At 69.0% G+C, this 24,617-nt stretch carries 24 protein-coding genes; 13 read left to right on the forward strand and 11 right to left on the reverse strand.

Translation table 11 applies throughout. The features are described 5' to 3' along the window. Positions 1-41: 41 nt before the first annotated feature. Positions 42-2,456 (reverse strand): ligase-associated DNA damage response DEXH box helicase, encoded by a 2,415-nt coding sequence (locus tag D9601_RS11820; RefSeq protein WP_198354191.1) that lies wholly within the window; start codon positions 2,454-2,456, stop codon positions 42-44. A 61-nt stretch (positions 2,457-2,517) separates the two neighbouring features. Then, positions 2,518-2,700 carry a hypothetical protein gene (locus tag D9601_RS11825; protein WP_198354192.1) on the reverse strand — a complete coding sequence of 61 codons (183 nt, stop codon included), beginning with the start codon at positions 2,698-2,700 and terminating at the stop codon, positions 2,518-2,520. 75 nt (positions 2,701-2,775) lie between these two features. Here D9601_RS11825 and D9601_RS11830 point away from each other — a divergent pair, with 75 nt between their 5' ends. Continuing rightward, complete coding sequence (locus tag D9601_RS11830) at positions 2,776-3,774, forward strand: ligase-associated DNA damage response exonuclease (RefSeq protein WP_198354193.1); 999 nt, start codon at positions 2,776-2,778, stop codon at positions 3,772-3,774. Positions 3,775-3,951: 177 nt separating this feature from the next. Further along, complete coding sequence (locus D9601_RS11835) at positions 3,952-5,490, forward strand: hypothetical protein (protein WP_198354194.1); 1,539 nt, start codon at positions 3,952-3,954, stop codon at positions 5,488-5,490. Between the two features lie 69 nt (positions 5,491-5,559). Here the strand turns inward: D9601_RS11835 and rpoN are convergent, their stop codons facing one another. From rpoN to D9601_RS11860, 5 genes are all read right to left on the reverse strand, one after another. Next, positions 5,560-7,035 (reverse strand): RNA polymerase factor sigma-54, encoded by a 1,476-nt coding sequence (rpoN, locus tag D9601_RS11840; protein WP_198354195.1) that lies wholly within the window; start codon positions 7,033-7,035, stop codon positions 5,560-5,562. A 166-nt stretch (positions 7,036-7,201) separates the two neighbouring features. After that, the gene (lptB, locus tag D9601_RS11845; protein WP_198354196.1) at positions 7,202-7,978 is read right to left on the reverse strand and encodes an LPS export ABC transporter ATP-binding protein; all 777 of its coding nucleotides are present in this window, start codon (positions 7,976-7,978) and stop codon (positions 7,202-7,204) included. 150 nt (positions 7,979-8,128) lie between these two features. Then, on the reverse strand, positions 8,129-8,674 hold the full coding sequence (locus D9601_RS11850; protein ID WP_198354197.1) for an LptA/OstA family protein: 546 nt from the start codon (positions 8,672-8,674) through the stop codon (positions 8,129-8,131). A gap of 5 nt (positions 8,675-8,679) precedes the next feature. Then, a complete protein-coding gene (lptC, locus tag D9601_RS11855; RefSeq protein WP_198354198.1) occupies positions 8,680-9,318 on the reverse strand; it encodes an LPS export ABC transporter periplasmic protein LptC in 639 nt (212 codons plus the stop codon). A gap of 8 nt (positions 9,319-9,326) precedes the next feature. Then, positions 9,327-9,947 carry a ribonuclease D gene (locus D9601_RS11860; protein ID WP_198354199.1) on the reverse strand — a complete coding sequence of 207 codons (621 nt, stop codon included), beginning with the start codon at positions 9,945-9,947 and terminating at the stop codon, positions 9,327-9,329. A gap of 288 nt (positions 9,948-10,235) precedes the next feature. On the opposite strand from D9601_RS11860, the gene D9601_RS20050 reads away from it, so the two are divergent. Together D9601_RS20050 and D9601_RS11870 are read left to right on the forward strand one after the other, a co-directional pair. After that, positions 10,236-11,054, forward strand: a complete 819-nt coding sequence (locus D9601_RS20050) for a cold-shock protein (protein WP_198354200.1) — start codon at positions 10,236-10,238, stop codon at positions 11,052-11,054. Positions 11,055-11,132: 78 nt separating this feature from the next. Continuing rightward, positions 11,133-11,939: a glutaminyl-peptide cyclotransferase gene (locus tag D9601_RS11870; protein ID WP_198354201.1), complete on the forward strand. Its 807-nt coding sequence runs from the start codon at positions 11,133-11,135 to the stop codon at positions 11,937-11,939. A 91-nt stretch (positions 11,940-12,030) separates the two neighbouring features. Here the strand turns inward: D9601_RS11870 and dnaN are convergent, their stop codons facing one another. Together dnaN and D9601_RS11880 are read right to left on the reverse strand one after the other, a co-directional pair. Next, on the reverse strand, positions 12,031-13,146 hold the full coding sequence (dnaN, locus tag D9601_RS11875; protein ID WP_198354202.1) for a DNA polymerase III subunit beta: 1,116 nt from the start codon (positions 13,144-13,146) through the stop codon (positions 12,031-12,033). Positions 13,147-13,307: 161 nt separating this feature from the next. Next, complete coding sequence (locus D9601_RS11880; RefSeq protein ID WP_198354203.1) at positions 13,308-13,916, reverse strand: outer membrane protein; 609 nt, start codon at positions 13,914-13,916, stop codon at positions 13,308-13,310. 137 nt (positions 13,917-14,053) lie between these two features. On the opposite strand from D9601_RS11880, the gene D9601_RS11885 reads away from it, so the two are divergent. The 4 genes from D9601_RS11885 to D9601_RS11900 all read left to right on the forward strand — a co-directional run bounded on the left by D9601_RS11885 (position 14,054) and on the right by D9601_RS11900 (position 17,209). Beyond that, a complete protein-coding gene (locus D9601_RS11885; RefSeq protein ID WP_198354204.1) occupies positions 14,054-14,722 on the forward strand; it encodes a histidine phosphatase family protein in 669 nt (222 codons plus the stop codon). Further along, a complete protein-coding gene (locus tag D9601_RS11890) occupies positions 14,719-15,192 on the forward strand; it encodes a hypothetical protein (RefSeq protein ID WP_198354205.1) in 474 nt (157 codons plus the stop codon). Before D9601_RS11885 ends, D9601_RS11890 begins: the two co-directional genes overlap by 4 nt. Positions 15,193-15,273: 81 nt before the next feature. Then, the gene (gene rlmN, locus D9601_RS11895) at positions 15,274-16,458 is read left to right on the forward strand and encodes a 23S rRNA (adenine(2503)-C(2))-methyltransferase RlmN (protein ID WP_443024750.1); all 1,185 of its coding nucleotides are present in this window, start codon (positions 15,274-15,276) and stop codon (positions 16,456-16,458) included. Beyond that, positions 16,451-17,209: a sulfite exporter TauE/SafE family protein gene (locus D9601_RS11900; protein ID WP_232474062.1), complete on the forward strand. Its 759-nt coding sequence runs from the start codon at positions 16,451-16,453 to the stop codon at positions 17,207-17,209. Before rlmN ends, D9601_RS11900 begins: the two co-directional genes overlap by 8 nt. 44 nt (positions 17,210-17,253) lie before the next feature. Here D9601_RS11900 and D9601_RS11905 read toward each other — a convergent pair whose 3' ends face one another. Next, positions 17,254-17,871 carry a flavin reductase family protein gene (locus tag D9601_RS11905; protein WP_198354207.1) on the reverse strand — a complete coding sequence of 206 codons (618 nt, stop codon included), beginning with the start codon at positions 17,869-17,871 and terminating at the stop codon, positions 17,254-17,256. Positions 17,872-17,897: 26 nt separating this feature from the next. On the opposite strand from D9601_RS11905, the gene D9601_RS11910 reads away from it, so the two are divergent. The 3 genes from D9601_RS11910 to D9601_RS11920 all read left to right on the forward strand — a co-directional run bounded on the left by D9601_RS11910 (position 17,898) and on the right by D9601_RS11920 (position 20,746). Beyond that, complete coding sequence (locus D9601_RS11910) at positions 17,898-18,599, forward strand: cytochrome b/b6 domain-containing protein (RefSeq protein ID WP_198354208.1); 702 nt, start codon at positions 17,898-17,900, stop codon at positions 18,597-18,599. Next, positions 18,596-19,342, forward strand: coding sequence for a molybdopterin-dependent oxidoreductase (locus tag D9601_RS11915; RefSeq protein WP_198354209.1), 747 nt, complete (start codon positions 18,596-18,598; stop codon positions 19,340-19,342). The genes D9601_RS11910 and D9601_RS11915 overlap by 4 nt, the downstream gene beginning before the upstream one ends. A gap of 177 nt (positions 19,343-19,519) precedes the next feature. Continuing rightward, positions 19,520-20,746 (forward strand): SAM-dependent methyltransferase, encoded by a 1,227-nt coding sequence (locus D9601_RS11920; protein WP_198354210.1) that lies wholly within the window; start codon positions 19,520-19,522, stop codon positions 20,744-20,746. Positions 20,747-20,883: 137 nt separating this feature from the next. Here the strand turns inward: D9601_RS11920 and D9601_RS11925 are convergent, their stop codons facing one another. After that, positions 20,884-21,291: an EF-hand domain-containing protein gene (locus D9601_RS11925; RefSeq protein ID WP_198354211.1), complete on the reverse strand. Its 408-nt coding sequence runs from the start codon at positions 21,289-21,291 to the stop codon at positions 20,884-20,886. Positions 21,292-21,434: 143 nt separating this feature from the next. Between D9601_RS11925 and D9601_RS11930 the strand changes: the two genes are divergently transcribed. Further along, complete coding sequence (locus D9601_RS11930; RefSeq protein ID WP_198354212.1) at positions 21,435-22,652, forward strand: argininosuccinate synthase; 1,218 nt, start codon at positions 21,435-21,437, stop codon at positions 22,650-22,652. A 67-nt stretch (positions 22,653-22,719) separates the two neighbouring features. Then, on the forward strand, positions 22,720-24,609 hold the full coding sequence (locus D9601_RS11935; RefSeq protein WP_198354213.1) for a hypothetical protein: 1,890 nt from the start codon (positions 22,720-22,722) through the stop codon (positions 24,607-24,609). Positions 24,610-24,617: the final 8 nt, after the last annotated feature.

Raw genomic sequence — 24,617 nt, forward strand, 5'->3', positions numbered from 1 at the left:
CATCCCCGCGTAGGCGGAATGACGAACGGTCGGACGGTGGTTCAATCCAGTCGCATCGCCTCCGCGGCCAGCGCCTCCGCCTCGACCAGCAGGGCGTCGTCAGCGCTGTTGGTGGCGACCCGCTCGCGACCGATCAGGGTCAGCACCGGCACCGCCAGCGGCGTCACCCGGTCGCGATCGACGTGCAGCATCGTGTCGGCGGCGCGGTCGAGCAGATCGGCGAGCCGACCGACGTCGGTCATCCGCGCCCGCGCATCGTCCCATGCCGCCTGCAGCAGCAGATGCGTCGGCTCGTATTTGCGCAGCACGTCGTAGATCAGGTCGGTGGAGAAGGTGACCTGGCGCCCGGTCTTGCGCTTGCCGGGATGCTGACGCTCGACCAGTCCGCCGATCACCGCCACCTCGCGAAAGGCGCGCTTGAGCAGGTGGCTGCGTTCGACCCAGTCGACGAATTCGTGTTCGAGGATGTCGGGGCTGAACAGCGCAGCGGGATCGGTGACCGGCTCCAGCCCGTAGGTCGCGATCGCATAATCATTGGCGACGAACCCCAATGGTTGGAGGCCCTGCGCCTCCATCCGCCGCGTCACCAGCATGCCGAGCGACTGGTGCGCATTCCAGCCTTCGAAACTATAGGCGACCATGTAATGCCGCCCTTCACGCGGGAAGGTCTCGACCAGCAGCTGGCCGGGGCGGGGCAAGGCGGAGCGGCGCCCCTGCATCTCCAGCCATTCGCGGACATCGTCCGGAAAACGAACCCATTCGTCCGGCTCAGCGAGGAAACGGCGAACCCGATCCGCAAGATTGGTCGACAGCGGCATGCGTGCGCCGCCGTAGGTCGGAATGCGCGCCGGCTTGGACGAGGCGCGGACGATCAGATCCTCGGTGTCGATCCGTTCCACCTCGCAGCTGAGACCGGCGAAGAAGAAGGTGTCGCCGGGGGTCAGCGTCGCGGCGAAGCCCTCCTCGACCTTGCCGAGACTGCGGCCGTTTTTGAACCTGACCGTCAGCATCGTCGCCTCGACGATGATCCCGGCGTTGAGGCGATGCTGCTGCACGAAACGCGGATGGCTGACCCGCCATAGGCCATCCGCCTCCTCGGTCAGCCGCTTGAACCGGTCATAGGCTTTGAGCGAATAGCCCCCGTCGCGGATGAAGCCGAGCACGCGGTCGAACGTCTCGTCGGGCAGCGCCGAATAGGGGGTCGCGCTGCGGATCTCGTCGAGCAATTCGTCGCGTCGGAAGGGGGCGGCGCAGGCGCAGGCCATGACGTGCTGGGCGAGCACGTCGAGCGCGCCGGGGCGGAACGGATCGGCGTCGAGCGCGCCCTCTTCCACCGCGTCGAGTGCGGCGCGCGCCTCGAGATATTCGAACCGGTTGCCGGGGACGAGGATCGCTTCCGAGGATTCGTCGAGCCGGTGGTTGGCGCGGCCGATCCGCTGCAGCAGGCGGCTGGACCCCTTGGGGGCGCCCATCTGGATGACGCAGTCGACGTCGCCCCAATCGACGCCGAGGTCGAGGCTGGCGGTGGCGACCAACGCCCGCAGCCTTCCCGACGCCATGGCGCCTTCGACCTTGCGCCGCGCCTCCAGCGCCAGGCTGCCGTGGTGGACGCCGATCGGCAGGCTCATGCTGTTCGCTTTCCACAGATCCTGGAAGATCAGTTCGGCGAGGCTGCGCGTGTTGCAGAAGACAATGGTGGTGCGGTGCGTCTCGATCTCCGCCATCACCTGCTCGGCGGCATAGCGGCCCGAATGGCCGCTCCACGGCACGCGGCCCTCGGGCAGCAGGATGGCGATGTCGGGATCGGCGCCGGGCTCGCCGTGAACCAGCGCAACCTGGTCGATGTCGCCATCGGGCGCCAGCCAGGCGCGATAGGCGTCGGGATCGGCGACCGTCGCCGACAAAGCGACGCGGCGGCAGGCAGGGGCGAGCCGCTGCAACCGCGCCATGCACAGCGACAACAGGTCGCCGCGCTTGCCGGTGGCGAAGGCATGGACCTCGTCGACGACGATCGTCTTCAATCCGGCGAACATGGTCGCGCTGTCGGGATAGCTGAGCAACAGCGACAGCGATTCGGGCGTGGTCAGCAGGATCTGCGGCGGCTTGATCCGCTGGCGCGCCTTGCGGTCGGAGGGGGTGTCGCCGGTGCGCGTCTCGACGCGGATGTCCAGCCCCATGTCGTCGATCGGGGTGACGAGGTTGCGCTGGATGTCGACCGCCAGCGCCTTCAACGGCGAGACGTAGAGTGTGTGCAGGCCGTCGCTCGGCCGCTCGATCAGCTCGGCGAGGGTCGGCAGGAATCCGGCAAGCGTCTTGCCTGCGCCGGTGGTGGCGACGAGCAGCGCATGTCGCCCGGCACGCCCTTCGCGCAGCATGTCGAGCTGGTGCCGCCGCGGCTGCCAGCCGCGCGATGCGAACCAGCCGGCGAGCGGAGCGGGGAGGGCGGGATCGAGCATCACCGCATCATGTAGGAAGCCGGATCGCCGCCGTCATGCCACGACCGTCCGGCACGTCCCGTCAGGAACGGCGCCGTTCGGCCTCTTCCCGGACATAGAGGTCGGCGGTCGCCTCTTCCGTGCGCCGCTTGGCTTCCGGGCTGCTGCGGTTCCTCAGCTTGGCGAAGGCGATGGCGAGGCCCAGGATGATGAAACCGCCGATGACGACAAAGGCCCAGAGCCCGTCCGAAAAGGTGTCCGCCACGCGTGCTCTCCCACGATCTGTCGTGCCTCAACGAGGCGATGCGGCGAATCGATCCGCTCGCGCGTAGAAGCGGTCATGGCACGGCTCGGAGACTGGCTCGAACCCCATCCGCACGGGATCTACGTCAGGCCGGCCGACGCCTGGATCGATCCGTCGGAAGCGAGCCCGCGCGCGCTGGTGACGCACGGCCATGCCGACCATGCGCGCGGCGGCCACGGCACCGTCTGGGCGACGCCCGAGACGCTCGACATCATGGCGACCCGCTACGGTCCGCAGTCCGGCGTGCCGGTCGCCTATGGCGAGACGATCCGGCTGGGTGAGGTCGACGTGGGTTTCGTGCCCGCAGGCCATGTGCTGGGATCGGCGCAGATCGTACTCGACCATCGCGGCGAGCGCGTCGTCGTCTCGGGCGACTACAAGCGCCGGCCCGACCCGACCTGCACGCCGTTCGAGCCGGTGGCCTGCGACGTCTTCGTCACGGAGGCGACCTTCGCCCTGCCGGTATTCCGCCATCCCGACACCGGCGACGAGATCGACAAGCTGATCGCGCGGCTCCATGCCAATCCCGATCGCTGTATCCTGGTAGGGGCCTATGCGCTGGGCAAGGCGCAGCGGGTGATCGCCGAGCTGCGCGAGCGGGGACACGAAGCGCCGATCTACATCCACGGTGCGCTGCAGCGACTGTGCGACCTCTATGCAGGCCATGGCGTGCGCCTCGGCGAACTGATCCCGGTCGCCGACACCAAGAAGGCGGACATGGCGGGCCATGTCGTGATGTGCCCGCCGGGCGCGCTCAACGACCGCTGGTCGCGCCGGCTGCCCGACCCGATCACCGCCATGGCGAGCGGCTGGATGCGGGTGCGCCAGCGCGCGCGGCAGAAGAACGTCGAGCTGCCGCTGATCCTGTCCGACCATGCCGATTGGGACGAGCTGACCGACACGCTGACCGAGATCGCGCCCAAGGAAGTGTGGGTGACGCATGGCCGCGAGGAGGCGTTGGTCCATTGGTGCATGACCCGCCAGATCAAGGCGCGCGCGCTCGCCCTGGTCGGTTTCGAGGATGAGGACGATTGAGCCTGAACCACGTGCGGGAATGGATCGGGCACGTCATCACCTGGCTGATCGCCGGGCGGCGCTGACGGCGGCGGCGCCGGACGATCGGGACTGGACGATGCCGGTAGAAGCGCCGGCCAGGCATGTCGATCGAGAACGGACTTGTCAGCGCAGCGTCTAACCCACAAAGCGGGGGCAATGCGTCGCCGTACCCCGATCGCCATGGTGCGGCTGCCGAGTGCGATCGGCCTGGCGCTGCTGGCGGCGCTGCCGATCCTGTTGACCCGCATTCCGCCGCTCACCGACGTGCCGGGACATATCGGGCGGCTGTCGGTGCAGACGGCCGCTGCGGGCGATCCGCTGTTGCGCTATTTCGGCTTTCATTGGGCGCTGACGCTGAACCTCGCGTCCGATCTGATCGTCCAGCTCGTCCATCCGGTGATTGGCGTGATCCCGACGATATGGCTGCTCAGCGCGGCGACTCCGGCGCTGACCGTGATCGGCATCGTGGCTATTGCGCGCGTCACCAATCGGAGCGGCGCCTGGGCTTTGCCCTGGTCGCTGCTGTTCGTGTTCAACCTGCCTTTCCTGTGGGGCTTCCTGAATTTCGCGCTGGCCATGTCTGTCGTGCTGATCGCCTTTGCCGGCTGGCTGGCGCTGGAGGATCGGCGCGGCTGGCGCGCATTGCTGTTTCTGGCCATCGTGCCGCCGCTGTTCGTCGGCCACGGTGTCGCCGGGGCGGTGCTTCTGGTGCTGATCGTGGGATACCGGGTCGGCGAGGGGCTGGCATCGCCGGAGCGCGGCCGGGGACGTGAGACCCTCGCGGCGCTGCTGCCGCTCTGGCCACCGTTGTTGGCGGCGGCCGCCACGCTGCTCGTCTGGAAGGCGGTGGGAGCCGGCGGCGGCGGCGCGACCCTGTGGCTGGCCCAGCGGAAGACCGGCGCGATCGTCCATATGCTGCAGGACCAGTCGATGGCATTCGACATCGCCAGCGTGATCGCCTGTGTGCTGATCTGGGTGGCGGGGCATCGCGCCGGGGCGCGTCTGCGCGGCGGCGCCGCCGGAGCGGTGATCGCGCTGATCCTGCTGTTCATCGCGACCCCCAGCCAGATCAGCGGCAGCGACGAGATCGACCTGCGACTGGCGCCGCTGATCCCCATGCTCGCCTTCGCGATGCAGGATTGGTCGGCGGTGCACGCATCGCGGCGGCGGCTGGTGTTGGCGCTCGGCCTGGCACTGCTGGGCGCGCGATATGTCGTCACCACGGTCAGCTTCGTGCGCTATGACCGGCGCTATGCCGAAGAACTTGCCGCCCTCGATCGGGTCAGGCCCGGCAGCCGCGTGTTCAATCTGGTCGGCAGCACCTGCGACCGGTGGCGTTCCGAACGACTCGACCATCTCGGCAACCTCGCGACGACATTGCGCGGTGCCTGGGTCAATGCGCATTGGAGCGTCGGCGGTTTGCATCTGCTCGACGTCCGCTACCGTCCGTCGCCCCTCTTCTACAACGACCCGTCACAATTCATCTACCCGGCGGCCTGTGCGTGGCCGCGTCTCAAGCCTTATGCGCATTACCGCCGCAGGCTGACGCTCGGCGGGGCGATACGGGCCCTGCCGCTCGCCGCCGCGGATTATCTCTGGCTGATCGATGCCAAGCTGCCGTCCGACTATCGTGATCGACGGCTGCGGCGTATCTGGGCAAACGAGGACAGCGAACTCTACGCGATCGTGCGCTAGCGTCTGATTTAGCAAAAGCTGGACCAGGGCCGGTGCCGCTTCCACGTCAGTGGATCAGACCCTGGCGGATCAGCCCGCGCCCTCGAGCGCCTTGGCGCGGCGGCGCTGGACCGAGCTGCCGATGCCCATCGACTCGCGGTATTTCGCCACTGTGCGACGCGCGATGTCGAAGCCCTTGGCCTGGAGCAGCTCGACCAGCGTGTCGTCGGACAGGATCTTGGCGCCCTCGCCGGCGATCAGCTGGCGAATCGCGCTCTTCACGGCCTCCGCCGACACCGCATCGCCACCGTCCGCCGCCTGGATCGCCGAGGTGAAGAAATATTTGAGCTCGAAGACGCCGCGCGCGCAGCTGAGATATTTGTTGCTCGTCACCCGACTGACCGTCGATTCGTGCATCTCGATCGCCTCGGCGACCTTGGCCAGGGTCAGCGGCCTGAGATGAGCGACGCCGTTCAGGAAGAACGCCTCCTGCTGCTTCACGATTTCGCTGGCGACCTTGATGATCGTGCGCTGGCGCTGGTCGAGCGCTTTCACCAGCCAGTTGGCGGATGCGAGGGCATCGGTCAGCCACGCCTTCGACGCCTTGTCCTGCGGGCCGTGGCTGAGCTCGTGATAATAGCGGCGGTTGACCAGCACCTTGGGCAGGGTCGCCGCATTGAGTTCGATTCCCCAGCCGCTCTTGGTGCGGGCGACGAACAGGTCGGGCGTCACCGCCGGCGCAGGCTCGCCGCCATAGCGGCAGCCGGGCTTGGGATCGTAGCCGCGTAGCTCGCGGATCATATCCGCCATATCCTCGTCGTCGACGCCGCACATCCGCTTCAGCCGCGGCAGCTCGCCCCGCGCGAGCAGGTCGAGATTGTCGATCAGCCGCGCCATGCACGGGTCGTAACGGTCCGCCTCCTTCGCCTGCAGCGCCAGGCATTCGGCGAGATTGCGCGCGCCGACGCCGGTCGGGTCGAGCGTCTGGATCTGCGTCAGCACCCGCTCGACGCGGGCGAGCGGCGCGCCCAGCCGGTTGGCGATGTCGAGCAGCGGCACGGTCAGATAGCCGGCTTCGTCGAGCTGATCGATCAGATGTTGGGCGATGAACCAATCGGCGCCGTCGACCACCGCTCCCGCCTGGGCGAGGAGATGATCGGCGAGGCCGATGTCGGCGGCGGCGAAGCTGTCGAGGTCGGGCGCATCCTCGCCCGCGCCGCCGCTGCTGCCGGTCATCGACAGGGCCCCGTCGAAGCCGCCGCCGCCGTCGGCGACGCTGTCCTGCTGGTGGCTTTCGGTCGCATAGTCGACGTCGAGCGGATCGGCCGCGGCGGCGCCGGTGACCAAAGCGTCGGCGCCGGCCGGTTCCTCCGCCTCGGCGCGTTCGGGGCGGACGATCTCGTCGGTCTGCGGCGCCTCGAGCAGCGGATTCTTCTCGATCTCCTCGGCGATGAACGCCTCGATCTCGAGGTTGGACAGCGCGAGCAGCTTGATCGCCTGCTGCAGCTGCGGCGTCATCACCAGCGATTGCGACTGGCGCAGGTCGAGGCGCGGCGCGAGGCTCACGCGCGATATCCTCCCTGCTTGCGGGGAGGGGGACCGCGCCGCGCCGCGGCGTGGTGGAGGGGGCGGGCCGCGGATGCTGCGCGGCGTGGAAGGCCCCCTCCGTCAGCGCCTCGCGCTGCCACCTCCCCATATCGGGGAGGATAGAGGACGGTCGCCCCCATCGGCGTTACAACGAGAAGCCCTCGCCCAGATACAGGCGGCGGACGTTGGCGTCGGCGACGAGTTCCTCGGGGCTGCCGGTGAACAGCACCCGACCGTCGTAAATGATGTAGGCGCGGTCGACGATGTCGAGCGTCTCGCGCACATTGTGGTCGGTGATCAGCACGCCGATGTCGCGGCGCTTCAGATCCTTCACCAGGTCGCGGATATCGGCGATCGAGATCGGGTCGATGCCGGCGAAGGGCTCGTCGAGCAGCATGATCGACGGTTCCGCCGCCAGCGCGCGCGCGATCTCCGCGCGGCGGCGCTCGCCGCCCGACAGCGCCATCGCGGGCGCGGCGCGCAGCCGGGTCAGGCCGAATTCCTCGAGCAGCCGGTCGAGCTTGCGCGTCCGTTCCGCCGGATCGGGCTCGGCCAGCTCGAGCACCGAGGAGATGTTCTTCTCGATCGACATGCCGCGGAAGATGCTCGTCTCCTGCGGCAGATAGCCGAGGCCGAGGATCGCGCGGCGGTACATCGGCAGGCGGGTGATATCCTCCCCATCGAGCATGATGCGGCCCGAATCGGGCTTCACCAGCCCCATCACCGAATAGAAGCAAGTGGTCTTGCCGGCGCCATTGGGGCCGAGCAGGCCGATCACCTCACCGCGATCGACGCTGACCGACACGTCGGTGAGGACGGTGCGCTTGTCGTAGGATTTGGCGATCGACACCACCTGCAGACCGCGCGCGGCGGGCGCTTCGTGGATCGCTTCGGCGGTGTGCAGATCGGTTACAGCGTCCATGGCCTTCGTGCCCTTTTCATGCCGACCGCGGCCATCCCCGATGCACGCCCATCTGGCAAGGTTCGTGCATGCCGCCTGTCATGACCGGTTCGCGCGCCGGAGAAAAGCCCCCGAGGCGACGTGAGCCGACGAAACGCATGCGCGTGCCGGTCAGTCGCGTTTGGGGACCGAGAAGACGCCGGTCACGCGGCCGCCGCTTTGCGTCACGTTGCCGGCGCCGCCGTTGCCGGTCGCGCCGCTGCTGCCGGCCACCGACGAACCGTCGATCACGGCGCGTCCGGTGTCGAGGTTGATCGTCAGCCGCCCGCCGTTGACGGTGTTGCCGCCCTGGGTCAGCGTCACCGCGCCGAGCATGGTGATGATGCGTCGCTTGAGATCGTAGATCGCATATTGGCTGCGCGCGGTCTGATCCGGCCGGCGCACGGTGACGCCGCCGGCGGCGTCCATCCGCGTGATCTGCGGGGCGCCGCCGATCACCTCGCCCGAATAGGCGACCGTCACGCGCGCGGCATTGATCGTCATCTCCGCCTGGCGGATGATGACATTGCCGCTCAGCGAGCCGCGTCCCGACTTGTCCGCCAGCTGCGCGTGCGCCGCGTCGAACGAGATCGGCGCATTCGAATCATGGCGCTGCTGCGCGGCGAGCGGCGTCACGGCTGCAACGATCAGAACGGCAAGGGTAAAGGGCGCGCGCATGCCGGCTATCTCGCGCGTCGCGGGTTGAACCGCAAGTGCACATTGCCGTCGAGGTTGAGCACCCGGTCGTCCAGCGTCGCGCGCATCTTGTCGGCGCTGAACGTGCCGCCGCGCACCGTGCCCTTGACCCCGTCGCCGCTCTCCAGCGTCTTTGCCTTGAGGTCGACGGTCGCGTCGTTTGTGTCGAGGCTGTAGCCGTCGGGCGCGCGCACCTGGATCGGGCCTTCGGCTTTCAGCTTTTCGGTGTTGAGGTCGTAGGCGCCGCGATCGGCGCGCAGCGTTGCCGGGCCGTCGGTCAGCTGCAGGTCGGCGGCCATGCGATTGATCTGCACCACCGGCACCGCCGAGGATTGCTGGACCGCCGAGCCGGCGTTGAGCCGAAAGGCCTGACCCTTGTCATCCTGGCCGCGATAGGTCGCCGCCTGCAGCCGCATCCGCTCCTTCGACACCTCGACCTTGTTCTTGTCGAGCACGAACGACACCTCGCTGCCCGCGGTCAGCGGCGCCATCACCAGGAACGCCGCGAGCACGCCGATACCGATCGGCAGGCTGGTGCCGAGGATGCGGATCAGCCGGTCGTGGCGGCTGCCGGGGGCGGCCCAGCGCTGGCGGGCGGTGCGGGTGCGGATCGCGACGTCAGACATGCGGGCTATTACGCATGAGCGAAGATATCGATCTCCGGCCAGCCGGCGAGATCGAGCGCGGCGCGCGTCGGCAGGAAGTCGAAACAGGCCTGCGCGAGGTCCAGGCGGTTCTCGCGCACCAGCCGCCGCTCCAGCTCGTCCTTGAGCCGGTGGAGGAAGCGGACGTCGCTGGCGGCGTAATCCTTCTGTGCGTCGCTGAGTTCGGGCGAGCCCCAGTCGGATGACTGCTGCTGCTTGGACAATTCCTGGCCGAGCAGTTCGCGGACCAGTTCCTTGAGGCCGTGGCGGTCGGTGTAGGTGCGCACCAGCCGCGAGGCGATCTTGGTGTCCCACACCGGCGCGGCGACGATGCCGAGGTAATGCTGAAGCGCGGCGACGTCGAAGCGGCCATAGTGAAACAGCTTGAGCCGGGCCGGATCGGCGAGCACGCGCTTGAGATTGGGCGCGGCATAGTCGCTGCCGGCATGGAAGCGGACAAGATGCTCGTCGGGGCCGCCATCGGACAGCTGCACGACGCACAGCCGGTCGCGCGGGGTGATCAAGCCCATGGTTTCGGTATCCACCGCGATCGCGGCGCCAGGGGCGAAGACGTCGGCGGGGAGGTCTTCCTCGTGAAAGTGAACGGTCATGCGACTCGCCCTACGCCGCGGCGGCAGGACGCTCAATGGCGATGGCACAGGAAAGCGGCAAAAGCGCGGCGGATTATCCTAAGCTGTGCCGTTATGGCCACGCGGACGAAAGTATTGATGCGAAATGGCCTTCCCGTGCGACGAATTCATTCGCAGGGCCTTGCGATGTGCGCTATGGCATCACCCAAGGCGCAAAAGGTTTCGCGCCCGAAGGCTCGCGTTCGTCGTCCGGCGCACGGGTTCTTCGACAGGATCGGATGCGGGCGAACCGGGAAGACGAACAGGTTTATGGGTTACGACAAAGGTGGCCGCGGCAATCGTGGCGGACGTGGTCGCGACAAGCGCGATGGCTTCGGTGGCGGTGACGACTTCGGCGGCGGCAGCAGCTTCGGTGGCGGCGGTTTCGGCGGTGGTGACCGTGGCTTCGGCGGCGGCGGCTTCGGTGGCGGCGACCGCGGCTTCGGTGGCGGCGGCTTCGGCGGCGGCGGTGGCGGTGGTTACCGCGGCGGCGGCGGCGGTGGTTTCGGTGGTGGCGGCGGCTTCGGCGGCGGCCGCGGCATGCCTCCGCAGGTCGTCGGCGAAGGCACCGGCGTGGTCAAGTTCTTCAACGCGCAGAAGGGCTTCGGCTTCGTGGTCCGCGACGATGGCGGCGAGGACGTGTTCGTTCACATCTCGGCCGTCGAGCAGGCCGGCCTGACCGGTCTGGCCGAGGGTCAGCCGCTCGGCTTCACCCTGGTCGACCGCGGTGGCCGTATCTCGGCGACCGAGCTGAAGATCGACGGTGAGCCGATGCCGGTGCAGGACCGCGCGCCGCGCGAGCCGCGCGAGGGTGGCTTCGGCGGCAACGACCGCGGCCCGCGCGCCGGCGGTGCGCCGCAGCGCCAGCTGACCGGCGAGAAGGCGACCGGTACGGTCAAGTTCTTCAACGCGATGAAGGGCTTTGGCTTCATTCAGCGCGACGACGGCCAGCCCGACGCCTTTGTCCACATTTCGGCCGTCGAGCGTGCCGGCATGCCGACGCTGAACGAGGGCGACCGCCTGCAGTTCGAGATCGAGGTCGATCGTCGCGGCAAATATGCCGCGGTGAACCTGTCCTCGGCGAGCTGATCGTCCCGATCCCGATGTGAGTGACGGCGGCCCGTCCGGAAGTTCCGGGCGGGCCGTTCGTTTGTGGAGCCCGTTGCGATGCGTCCCTTGCCCCTCCTGCTGCTCCTGCCCGCGCTGCTCGGCGCCGCTCCCGTCCAGGTCGTCGCCCCTGCCGCACCGACGGCCGCCACCGCCGCCGACACGCGCCCGCAGCTGCTCTTGCCGCGCATCGTCGCGCGCTTTCCGCATGACCGCAGCGCCTTCACCGAGGGGCTGATCTTCACCGACAATGCCCTGTTCGAAAGCGTCGGGCGGGAAGGCGTGTCGGAAGTGCGGCGCGTCCGGCTGGAGGACGGCCGCATTATGGCGCGGGCCGCGATCCCGGCGGCGCAGTTCGGCGAGGGGCTGGCGCGCTGGGGCGATCAGCTGATCAGCCTGACCTGGCACGACGGCGTCGCGCACCGCTGGGCGCTGCCGAACCTGAAGAAGGCGGGCGAGGGACGGTTCCCGGGCGAGGGCTGGGGATTGGCGAGCGAGACGGGCGGCCTGATCGAATCGGACGGCAGCGCGACGCTCAAGCGATTCGACCCCAAGACGTTGCGCGTCACCGGCAAGCTGGCGGTGACGATCGACGGCCGGCCGCTCGATCAGCTCAACGAGTTGGAAGTGGTCGACGGCCAGATCCTCGCCAACGTCTGGCGGACGCCGTGGCTGGTGCGGATCGACCCGGTGTCGGGCAAAGTGACGGCGGTGGTCGACCTGCGTGCGATCGTCGCGGAGGTGAATGCGACCGACCCGGAAGCGGTCGCCAACGGCATCGCCTGGGACGCCAAGGGGCGGCGGCTGTTCGTCACCGGCAAGCTCTGGCCGACGGTGTTCGAGGTCAAGCTGGAGCCGCGCGCCTGACGGTGGCGGCGGTACGGGGACGAGACCGTGCCTCCCGCTCCTGGCCGACCCGCAACAGGTCTCCCCGGTTGGGGCCGGGGAGACGGTGGGATCAGACCCGCATCGGCATCAGCACGTACAGGGCCGGCGACTTGTCGTTTTCGCGGATCAGCGTCGGCGCCGCGGCATCGGCGAGGTGCACTTCGACCAGATCGCTGTCGATCTGGCCCAGGATGTCGAGCAGATAACGGCTGTTGAAGCCGATCTCGAACGGCAGGGCGGTATAGTCGCCGGGCACTTCCTCGGCGGCGGTGCCGTTTTCCGGGCTGGTCACCGACAGCGTGATCCGGTCGCGGTCGAGCGCCATCTTGACGGCGCGCGTCTTCTCCGTGGCGATCGTCGAGACGCGGTCGACGCCTTCCATGAAGCTTTTCGGATCGAGCTTGAGGATCTTGTCATTGGCGGTCGGGATGACCCGGCTGTAATCGGGGAAGGTGCCGTCGATCAGCTTCGAGGTCAGGATCGCCTGGCCGAGGTCGAAGCGGATCTTGGTCCCGGACAGCGACACGCCGACCGAGCCGTCGACCTCGTCGAGCAGCTTGCGCAGTTCGGCGACGCACTTTCGCGGCACGATCACGTCGGGCATGCCGGCGGCGCCTTCCGGCCGCGGCAGCGTGACGCGGGCGAGGCGGTGGCCATCGGTCGCCGCGGCCTTAAGCACCGGCTCGCTGCCGTCGTCGGCGACGTGCAGGAAGATGCCGTTGAGATAATAGCGCGTCTCTTCGGTCGAGATGGCGAAGCGCGTCTTGTCGATGATCTGCTTCAGCGTGTCGGCGGGAATCTCGAACTGCGTCGGCAGCTCGCCCTCGGCAATCACCGGGAAATCGTCGCGCGGCAGCGTGCCGAGGCTGAAGCGCGCGCGGCCGGCGACGATCGTCATCCGCCCTTCCGCGGCGGTCAGCTGCACCTGGCTGCCTTCCGGCAGCTTGCGGGCGATGTCGAACAGCGTGTGCGCCGACACCGTGGTCGCGCCCGGCTGGTCGACCGCCGCCTGCACCGATTCGTTGATCTGCAGGTCGAGGTCGGTCGCCATCAGGCGCAGCGCACCCTCGGCCGTCGCCTCGAGCAGCACGTTGGACAGGATCGGAATGGTGTTGCGGCGCTCCACCACCGACTGGACATGGCTCAGCCCCTTGAGGAGCGTCGCACGTTCGATCGTCGCCTTCATGATCTCAAACCCCCGTCCCCCGAGTCCGGGGCGTGTTCATCCTTAGCTCTACCCACGAAAAAGGGGTCGGAGCAAGCGCCCCGACCCCTCGGCCGATTCCGGTTAACGCGGCGTTAGCGCGAGTGACGGTCGCTGCCGCCCCGGCACCGTCGCGGCACGGATCAGAAGCGCATGCCGACGCCGGCGACCAGCTGATGCCGGTCCGCGTCGATGTCGTAGCGATCGGCGCGGCTGTAGTTCGAATAGCGATACTCGCCCTTGATATAGGTGTTGGCGCCGATCTGATGCTCCAGCCCCGCGCCGAGGCGGAAGCCGTCCATGTCGAAATGGTCGCGCACCTCGGTCGAGCCGGTGGTGTAGCGGGTGTTGATCCGCGCATTGGTATAGCCGCCCTTGGCATAGGCCATCAGCGACGGCGTCACCAGAAAGCCGACGCGCGCCCCGGCGAAGATGTCGCGGCCGGCGTCGACGCGCAGCCGGTCGTTGGCGACGAGCAGCCCGTCGGTCCGCGTGTCGGTGGTCGATCCGGTCAGCTCGCCTTCGGCGCCGATGATCAGATTGTTGACCTGCAGGTCGTAACCGACCGCGCCGCCGTAGACGAAGCCGTCGCTGCTGCTCGCGGCCTGATCGTGGCCGTCCTTCAGCGCGTCATAGCCGGCGACGCCTTCGATGCGCAGGCCGGTGAAGGGCGCGGCGGCGGTCTGGGCCGCGGCGGGCAGGGCGGCGAGGGCGGTGCCGGCGACGGCGGCGGCGAGAATGAGCTGACGCATGAGTTACTCCATTGCGATACTTCCACCCTCCAAGCGGGTGGGCGGCTCCAATGGTCGATCGCGCCGGGCGTTGCATGAACCTCAGCTAAACACGGAAATCCGTTGCTTTTGCGCCACAGGGGCTTGAAACCGCCGCCATGACGCAAGCGCCGCCGCGACCGGGTCGCGACTTTTCTTCGGCACGACAGGGCCGCGACTATATCGCCCGCCATGGCGAAACCGTGTTCAACGCCGCGGCGCGGTTGCAGGGCGACCATCCGCACACGCCGCTGACCCGTGCCGGCTTCGCCCAGGCGGAGGAGATGGGGCGGGCGCTGCGCGCGGAACTGGGCGAGCGGCCGGCGCTGACGCTCTGGGCCTCGCCGACCGGGCGGGCGCTGCAGACGCTGGCGGTGATCGCCGAGCATCTCGGGCTCGACTGGCACGCGGCGCACACCGACGCGCGGCTCGGCGAGATCGGCATGGGCAGCTGGGGCGGGCGCTATTATGCGGAGGTGATCGGCACCGTCGGCCCGATCATCACCGCCGAAGGGCTGTTGCAGCCGGCGCCGGACGGCGAGGATTATCCCGCCATCGCGGCGCGGGTCGGCGGCTGGCTGGCCGATACCGCCGCCGATGCGGGCGACCGGCTGGTGATCATGCACGGCATCTCCAGCCGGGTGCTGCGCGGCGTGATGACCGGCGCGCCGCCGCATCCGGTGTTCGGCGCGCCGATCGTCGATGGCCTGCCGCAGGGGTCGCTGACCTGCATCGCCGGCGGTGTCGAGCGGATCGTCCACCGCGGCACGGGCCGCGCTCCGGCGTGATCCGGGCGCTTTCCCTGCTGCTGGCGGTCGCGGCGCCGGCCGGCGGGCGCGAGACGATCGGCGTCTACCAGGGCTGGGGCGCGTTCCGCGATGCCGCGCCGGCGCGCTGCTACGCCATCGCGCGACCGGTGCGCGCGGGCGGCCGCACCGGCGGCTGGGCGAGCGTCGCGACCTGGCCGGGGCGGCCGCTGCGCGCCTCGTTGCATGTCCGCCTGTCGCGCGCGCGCGACCGGTCGGCGCCGGTGACGCTGACCGTCGGCGAGCGGCGCTTCGCCCTGGTCGCGGGCGCGACCGATGCCTGGGCGGCGGATTCGCCGAGTGATCGCGCGATCGTCGCCGCGCTGCGTTCGGCGCGCAGCATGAGCGTCGAGGCGGTCGCGCCGGGTGGGCGGCCGTTCGCGGATGTCTATCTGCTCGCCGGCGCCGCTACCGCGATCGATGCCGCCGGCCTGGCCTGCGTCGGGCGCTAGCCGCAGCAATCCGGCCGGGAGTGGAAATCGCGGCCGTTTTCGCCTATGTGCGGGGGCATGCTGACAGTGTCGTCCCCGCCCATGCCCATTCCGGGCCATATCGATCCTGTGCCCGTGCCGCGTGCGCCGTCGCTGCGCGAAGACGGGCGCGTCGACCTGATCGGCCTGTCCAAGGAGCAATTGCGCGCCACGCTGGCGGAGGCAGGCATGGATGCGCGGCAGGCGAAGCTGCGCGGCAAGCAGATCTGGCACTGGCTGTACAATCGCGGCGCGACCGAATTCGCGCAGATGACCGATATCGCCAAGGCGCAGCATCCGTGGCTGACCGAACGGTTCGTGATCAGCCGGCCCGACGTCGTCGAGGCGCAGGTGTCGAACGACGGCACGCGCAAATGGCTGCTGCGCTCGCCCGACGGCCAGGATTACGAGATGGTGTTCATCCCGGACGCCGATCGCGGCACCCTGTGCGTGTCGAGCCAGGTGGGTTGCACGCTCAACTGTCGCTTTTGCCATACCGGTACGATGCGGTTGGTGCGCAACCTGACGCCGGGCGAGATCGTCGGCCAGGTCATGCTCGCTCGCGATGCCCTGGGCGAATGGCCGAGCCAGCCGGAAGGGCGCCTGCTCACCAACATCGTGATGATGGGCATGGGCGAGCCGCTGTATAATTTCGATGCGGTGCGCGATGCGCTGAAGCTGGTCATGGACGGCGACGGCCTGGCGCTGTCGAAGCGGCGGATCACGCTGTCGACCAGCGGCGTCGTGCCGATGATGGCGCGCGCCGGCGAGGAGATCGGCGTCAATCTCGCCGTGTCGCTGCACGCGGTGACCAAGGACGTGCGCGACGAGATCGTCCCGCTCAACAAGAAATACGGCATCGAGGAATTGCTGCAGGCCTGCGCCGACTATCCCGGCGCCAACAACGCCCGGCGCATCACGTTCGAATATGTGATGCTGAAGGACAAGAACGATTCGGACGCCGACGCGCACGAGCTGGTCCGGCTGCTGCGCCAGTACAAGCTGCCCGCCAAGGTCAATCTGATCCCGTTCAACCCGTGGCCGGGCGCACCTTACGAATGTTCGACGCCGGAACGGATCCGCGCTTTCTCGAACATCGTCTTCGAGGCGGGCATTTCTGCCCCCGTCCGCACCCCGCGCGGCCGCGACATCGACGCGGCCTGCGGCCAGCTGAAAACGGCGGCGGAGAAGAAGAGCCGCGCGCAGATGGATCGCGAGGCCGCCGAGAAGATGATCGCGCTTGGCTGATTGGCCGGGGCTGGCGCTGGCAGGCGGCGCCGGCGTGCTGGGCGGGGCGATGAACGCGCTCGCCGGCGGCGGGTCGTTCGCCACCATGCCGACGCTGATCGCGCTCGGCCTGCCGTCGACCGTCGCCAATGCGACCAGCAACGTCGCGGTCCAGCCGGGGGCGATGGCGAGCGCCTGGGCCTATCGCGCCGGGCTGGCGCCGATCGGCGGGGTCGGCATCCGTCCCCTGGCGGCGGTCACCTTCGGTGGCGGCCTGATCGGCAGCCTGTTGCTGGTGTGGACGCCGGCCCGCGCCTTCGACGTGATCGTGCCGTGGCTGCTGCTCGCCGCGACGGTGGCGATCGCGTTGGGACGTCATGCCGCCGATTGGGTGGCGAGCCGCTTCCGCGCCGGACCGCGGGCGGTGGTGGCGGGACAGGCGCTGCTCGGCATCTACGGCGGCTATTTCGGCGGCGGTGTCGGCATGATGCTGACCGCGATGTGGGGCGTGCTGACCGGCGCGCATCCGGCGACGCTCGCCGCGCCGCGGACGCTGATGCTGGCGGTGGCGAACAGCGCCGCCACCGCGATCTTCGTCCTGTCCGGCATCATCGCCTGGAGCCTGTGCCTGCCGATGATGATCGGATCGATCGCCGGGGGCTATTTCGGCGCCCGGCTCGGCCGCGTGCTGCCACCGGCGGTGATCCGCGGCTGGACGCTGCTGATCACCGCGACGACCACGGCGGTCTTCTTCTGGCGCGCCTATCACTGAACCGGGCGTCCCGGCGTTCGCGGGGATCGGCCCGAAGATCCGCCTCAGCCGGGCCGGCGCATCCGGAACAGCGCGTCCTCGGTGATCGCGAAATAGTCGGCCGGCCCGCCGCCGCGCAGGATCGGCCGGGCGCGGGCGGTCTGATAGACGCCGTCCTCCAGCATGCTCGACTTGATGTGGATGCCGACCGCCTCGCCGATCACCAGCCACTGGTCGAGTTCGCGCCCCTCCTGGGTCGTGAGCCGGATCAACTGGGTCAGCCGGCATTCGAACGACACCGGGCTGGCCGCGACACGGGGCGGTGCGACCAACCGCGACGGTGCGGTGGCAAGCCCGGCGAGGGTGAATTCGTCCACTTCCGGCGGCACGCTCGCCGAACTGGCGTTCATCGCCTCGGCCAGGTCGCGGGTGGCGAGATTCCAGGTGAATTCGCGCGTCGCGTCGATATTGGCGACGCTGTCCTTCCAACCCTGTGACGAGAACGCGATCAGCGGCGGGGTGTAATTGACCAAATTGAAGAAGCTGTAGGGGGCCAGATTGGCGACGCCGTCCGCCGACCGGCTGCCGATCCAGCCGATCGGCCGCGGCGCGACGATCGCGTTGAGGGGATCGTGCGCCAGGCCGTGGCCGTCGCGGGGCTGATAGAAATGCCATTCGGTCATGGGGCGTAAGCTGCTACACATGGATCATGGTTCCGCCACCCCCCGGCACGGTGATCCGCCGCCACACGCTCGCGACGCGGCTGTGGCATTGGCTCAACGCCGTCGCCTTCTTCATCCTGCTCGGCTCCGGCCTCGGCATCTCCAATGCGCATCCGCGCCTCTATTGGGGACGCTATGGCGCCAATTTCGATCATGCCTGGGCGCAGCCGCCGCATTTCCCCGCCTGGCTCACCATTCCGGCGAGCTACAATCTCGCCATCTCGCGCCGCTGGCATCTGCTGTTCGCCCTGGTGCTCGCCTTCGGCCTGCTCGGCTATATGATCGTCAGCCTCGTCGACCGGCATTTCCGCCGGCTGGCGCTGACCCGGCGCGATGTCAGTGCCGCGCATCTCGCCGCCGACGTGCGCGATCACTGGAACTTCCGCTTCCATGACCGCGACGATCCCGGGGCGTACAACAGCCTGCAGAAGTGGAGCTATATCCTCGTCCTGTTCGTCGCGCTGCCGGTGATGATCCTGACCGGGCTGGCGCTGTCGCCCGGCATGGACGCCGCCTGGCCGTGGCTGCTCGACCTGTTCGGCGGGCGCCAGTCGGCGCGGTCGATCCATTTCGTCGCGGCCAGCCTGCTCGGCGGTTTCGCGGTGATCCATCTGGTGCTCGTCATCCTGGCCGGGGCGGGCAACGAGCTGCGTTCCATGCTGACCGGCCGCTGGAAGGTGCCGGAATGATCGTTGCGCGGCGCAACTTGCTGGTCGGCGCGACCGGCCTGCTCCTCGCCGGCTGCGACAAGGTCGCGCAGGTGCCGGCCGCCCGCCGCATCCTGTTCGCGGGCGAGGACATGCACAAAGGGCTGCAGCGCGCGCTGCTCGACCGCGGCGCCCTGGCACCGGAATTCCGGCCGGACCAGATGTCGCCGATCTTCCGCGCCAACGGCACGCGCGATCCCGGCACCCCGGCCTATGCGGCGATGAGCGCGGACGGCTTCGCCAGCTACCGGCTGCGCATCGGCGGACTGGTCGACCGGCCGTTTTCGCTCAGCCTCGCGCAGCTCGCGTCGATGCCGTCGCGTGAGCAAATCACCCGCCACGATTGCGTCGAAGGGTGGAGCGCGATAGGCCAATGGCAGGGGCCGATGCTCGGCACGGTGCTGAAGGCGGCCGGGATGCGGCGATCGGCGCGCTATGTCGTCTTCACCTGCGCCGATCTCTACAACGGCCAGCCCTATTATGAGTCGATCGACACGGTCGACGCCTTCCATCCGCAGACGATCTTGGCGCTGAAGATGAACGGCCGGCGACTGGAGGTCGCGCACGGTGCGCCGGTGCGGCTGCGCGTCGAGCGGCAGCTCGGCTACAAACATGCCAAATACGTCACCGGCATCGACGCGGTCGCCAGCCTCGATGGCATCGGCAAGGGGCGCGGCGGCTATTGGGAGGATAATGTCGACTACGACTGGTATGCGGGCATCTGATTATCCTCCCCGGCACGGGGAGGTGGCAGCGCGCCAGCGCTGACGGAGGGGGGGCTCGACGCCGTGCAGCGCTCGCGGCCATCCCCCTCCACCGCCTGCGGGGAGAAAAGATGAAATAGACGTAACCCTTACCGATGTTGGTTGCGCTGTGGCCCTGCGCATCGTTACGGACCCCGAATGGCGCTAATCGACGCATTCCTACGCAAGGCCGTGACCCGCGGCGAACTTACCCTCCACCGACCCGGCAGCCCGCCCGTCACCTTCGGCACCCCCGATGCGGAACTCGGCCATGTCGTGCTCCGCTTCCACGACGGCGGCGTCACCCGCCGCATCCTCGCCAATCCCTCGCTGGGCGCGGGCGAATTGTACATGGACGGTCGGATCAGCGTCGACGGCGACGACATCATGAGCCTCGTCCGGCTGATGACCGCCAACGACCCGTGGGAAGCGGGGCAGGACCATCTCGGCGCCTCCGCCCCGGCGCGCGCGGCGGCGGCGGTCAAGCACCGCATCGACCGCGTCAACATGGAGCGCCGCTCGAAGCGCAACGTCGCGCACCATTACGACCTGTCGGCGCGGCTCTACGACCTCTTCCTCGATCGCGACAAGCAGTACAGCTGCGCCTATTATACCGACCCGGCCAACAGCCTGGAGCAGGCGCAGGAGGACAAGCTCGCGCATATCGCCGCCAAGCTGGCGCTGAAGCCGGGCATGAAGGTGCTCGACATCGGCTGCGGCTGGGGCGGCATGGCGCTCTATCTCAACCGCAAGTTCGGCGTCGAGGTGCTCGGCGTCACATTGTCGGAAGAGCAGATCAAGATCGCGCGCGAACGCGCCGCGGCGGCCGGTGTCGCCGACCAGGTGCGCTTCGAGCTGATCGATTACCGCCGCGTCGAAGGGCGATTCGACCGTATCGTCTCGGTCGGCATGTTCGAACATGTCGGCCCGCCGCAATATCGCACCTTCTTCAGCAAGTGCCGCGACCTGCTGACCAAGGACGGCGTGATGCTGCTCCACACGATCGGTCGGCTCGGCAAGCCGGGCGTCACCGACGACTGGACCGCGAAATACATCTTCCCCGGCGGCTACAATCCCGCGCTGTCGGAGATCATGACCGCGTTCGAGGGGCTGCGCATGTTCCTCACCGACGTCGAGGTGCTGCGGCTCCACTATGCCTTCACGCTGCACGAATGGTATCGGCGCACCGTCGCGGCGCGCGACGCGATCGTCGCGCTGTACGACGAGCGCTTCTACCGCATGTGGACCTTCTATCTCGCCGGCGCCGCGATGGCGTTCGAGAATGGCGGCATGTGCAATTACCAGATCCAATTCTCGCGCAGCCGCACCGCATTGCCGCTGACCCGCGATTACATGATCGAGGGCGAGCGGGAATTGCGGGGCTGATATCCTCCCCGCTCGCGGGGAGGTGGCAGCGCGCAGGGCTGACGGAGGGGGGCCGCCACGCAGCGCAACGTTCGTGGAAAGCCCCCACCACCACCCTGCGGGTGGTCCCCCTCCCCGCGAGCGGGGAGGATCGGGTGTTACCGTCCCTTCGGGCCCTGCTGCGGGCTGTCGCCGCCCAGGATCGCGGCGCGGGCGGCGGCGCGTTCGTCGAGGCTGACGACGCCATCGTGGTTGGTGTCGTAGCGCGAGGCGATCGCGCGGAAGAGGCCCTGCATCTCCGCCGGCGACACCTTGCCGTCGTGATTGGCGTCGGCGGTGTTGAACCAGGCATTGGCCATCGCCTTGGCCTTTGCCTCCGGCATCGGCGCCTTGCCGACGTTCATCCGCTCGACCCGCGCGTCGATCTCGGCGCGGCTGAGGAAGCCGTCGTGGTTGGTGTCGGTGCGGTTGAACTCGGCGCGGATCTTGGGATCGACCTTGTCGGCGGCGGGCGAGGTCGCGGCGACGAGCAGCAGCGGCAGGGTGGCGAGCGGTAGACGCGTCATGATCGGCTTTCGAAAGGGAAGGGACGGATCGGCCTAACCGCTAGCCGCCGCCGGTTAAACCCGAACTGAACACGCGGACCGTTGCGCCCGCCCGTCCTTCGCCCTAGGGGCGCGGCCATCATCCGCAGTCGAAGGGTTTCGCCGTGACCGATCCGATCAACCGTGTCGTCCTCGCCTATTCGGGCGGCCTCGATACGAGCGTGATCCTGAAATGGCTGCAGCAGACGTATCAGTGCGAGGTCGTCACCTTCACCGCCGACCTCGGCCAGGGCGAGGAACTGGAGCCGGCGCGCAAGAAGGCGGAGATGGCCGGGGTCAAGTCGGAACACATCTTCATCGACGATCTGCGCGAGGAATTCGTCCGCGACTACGTCTTCCCGATGATGCGCGGCAACGCGCTCTACGAGGGACTGTACCTGCTCGGCACGTCGATCGCGCGGCCGCTGATCGCCAAGCGCCAGATCGAGATCGCCAAAATGGTCGGCGCCGATGCGGTCAGCCACGGCGCGACCGGCAAGGGCAACGACCAGGTCCGCTTCGAGCTCGGCTATTATGCGCTCAACCCCGACATCAAGGTGATCGCGCCGTGGCGCGAATGGGATCTGACCAGCCGCACCAAGCTGATCAAATTCGCCGAGGCGCATCAGATCCCGGTCGCCAAGGACAAGCGCGGCGAATCGCCCTTCTCGACCGACGCCAACCTTCTCCACACCTCGTCGGAGGGCAAGGTGCTCGAGGATCCGTGGCAGGAGGTGCCGGACTATGTCTACAGCCGCACCGTCAATCCGGAGGATGCGCCCGACGCGCCCGAGTACATCACCATCGACTTCGAACGCGGCGACGGCGTCGCGCTGAACGGCGAGGCGACCAGCCCCGCGGAACTGCTCACCAAGCTCAACGACCTCGGCCGCAAGCACGGCATCGGCCGGCTCGATCTGGTCGAGAACCGCTTCGTCGGCATGAAGAGCCGCGGCATGTACGAAACGCCGGGCGGCACCATCTATCATCTCGCCCATCGCGGCATCGAGCAGATCACGCTCGACCGCGGTGCCGCGCACCTCAAGGACGAATTGGCGCCGCGCTATGCGGAACTGGTCTACAACGGCTTCTGGTTCTCGCCGGAGCGCGAGATGCTGCAGGCGGCCATTGACCACAGCCAGCTCAAGGTATCGGGCACGGTGCGGCTCAAGCTGTACAAGGGCGGCGTCTATGTCGTCGGGCGCAAGTCGCCCAATTCGCTCTATTCCGAGAAGGTGGTGACCTTCGAGGACGATCAGGGCGCCTATGACCAGCGCGACGCGGCGGGCTTCATCAAGCTCAACGCGCTGCGGCTTCGCCTGCTCGGCCGGCGGGACCGCTGATCCGCGGCCCCTCCCGCCGGGGAGGGGTTTAGGGGCCCCTTAACCACATCGCCCTAGACCCGCCGGCATGGCCCGGCGGCTCCGTTCCGATGCGCTGATCGCGCTCGCCCTCGCCCTGTTGCTGGGCGTGGTGTGGACGATCCGCGACTGGGGCGATCTGGCGCAGCTGCGCCTGCCGGATACCGACGATGTCATGCGGCTGGCGCAGGTGCGCGACTGGCTGGCGGGGCAGGCGTGGGGCGACCTGCATCAATATCGGCTCGCCGGCGGCCTGGCGATGCACTGGACGCGGCTCGCCGATCTCGGCCCGGCGGCGCTGATCGTCCTGCTGCGGCCGGTGCTGGGCCTGCACGGCGCCGAGGTGGCGGCGGTGGCGGCCTGGCCGATCCTGCTGTTCGCCGCCGCTCTGTGTCTCGTCATCCGCATCGCCCGCCAGCTCGGCGGCGGCACGATCGCGGCGACCGCCGGCGTCGTCGCGGCGCTCGCCTATCCGGCGACGACGATCTTCGTGCCCGGCCGCATCGACCATCACGGCCTGCAGATGGTGCTGCTGCTCGGCGCGGTGCTCGGCCTGCTCGATGGCCGCGCGCGCGGCGCGGCGGCGGCCGGGCTGTGCGCGGGCGCCGGCCTGATCGTCGGGCTGGAGACCGCGCCGCTGATCGCGATGCTGGGCCTCTGGCTGGTGATCCGCTGGACGAATGCGACCACGTGGAGGGCGGCCGAGCGCTGTCCTACAAGCGGCGGCGGTGATAGGATGCGGTCGTCGCCACACGCTCTTTCTCATCGTCGGTTCGTCTTGGCCGGGGTGGAAGGGGGAGATGGCCCGTCCAGGCGTCAATTGTGTCAAGACTCGTCGGAATTGCCCGGCATTACAGGGGCCTGCCAACAGGCCGACGATGCGATCGGCGCCTTCGCCGTCGGCGCCCTGGTCGCGCTGCTGGTCGGGCGGGCCGTCTTCGCCGGCGATGGCTTCGACTATGCCGCATGCGACGGCTTTACGCGGGTCGCGTGGCAGGCGGCGCTGACGATGCTCGCCGCGCCGATCCTGCTCGCGGGCCTCGGTCCTTCGCTGACCTCGACGCGCGCGCGCGCGGCCGCCGCGGTCGCGATCGGCACGGTGATGGCGGCGGCGGCGCTTTGGCGCTCGCCGTCGTGCCTCAGCCCCTATGGCGCGGTCGACCCGCGCCTCGCCCGGCTGTGGCTGACCCAGGTCGGCGAGGCGCAGTCGATCGCGACGGCGCCGTTAGCCACCACGCTCGGCTATGCCGGCGTCGCGCTTGCCGGCCTCGTCGCGACGCTGTGGCAGTGGCGGCGCAGCCGCAGCGCCGGCTGGGGGCTGATCGCCGGCCTGCTCGCCATGGCGCTGGCCGTCACCGCGGTGCAGCTGCGGGGCGCCTATCCCGCCGCCCTGCTCGCCGCGCCGGCACTGGCGGCGGTGGTCGCCACGGCGCGGACGCGCGGCAGCCTCGCGCTGGTCGCCAGCTGGCTCGCCTCCGCCGGCCTGCTCTACCCGCTCGCCGCCGAGGCGCTGACCCAGCCGCCCGTGCCGGCGGGAGCGCCGGCGGGGCAGGGCGATTGCGCCAGCCCGGCGACGATCGCCACGCTCGCCCGCCTGCCCGCCGGGACGGTGATCGCACCGATCGACGCGGGCGCGTGGATCGTCGGCGGGACGGCGCACCGGGTGCTCGCCGCCCCCTATCATCGCGACGGCCGGGGCATGCTGGCGATCTATGCCTTCTATGCCGCCCCCGCGTCGCAGGCGGCGGTCCGCGCGGACCGGCTCGGTGCCCGCTATCTGCTCGCCTGCGCCGGCCTGCCGGGCGCCGATCGGCCCGGCACCGTCGCGGCGGCGCTCGGCCATGGCGCGGCAGCGGGCTTCGTCCCGGTCGCGCAATCGTCCGACGGCACCGTCATACTGGTGCGTAAGCGCTTGTCGGAGGGCGCCCCGCCCGCGTAAGGCGGTGC

The sequence above is a fragment of the Sphingomonas sp. MA1305 genome, from assembly GCF_016107325.1.
In the GTDB taxonomy this organism is placed as follows: Bacteria; Pseudomonadota; Alphaproteobacteria; order Sphingomonadales; family Sphingomonadaceae; genus Sphingomonas.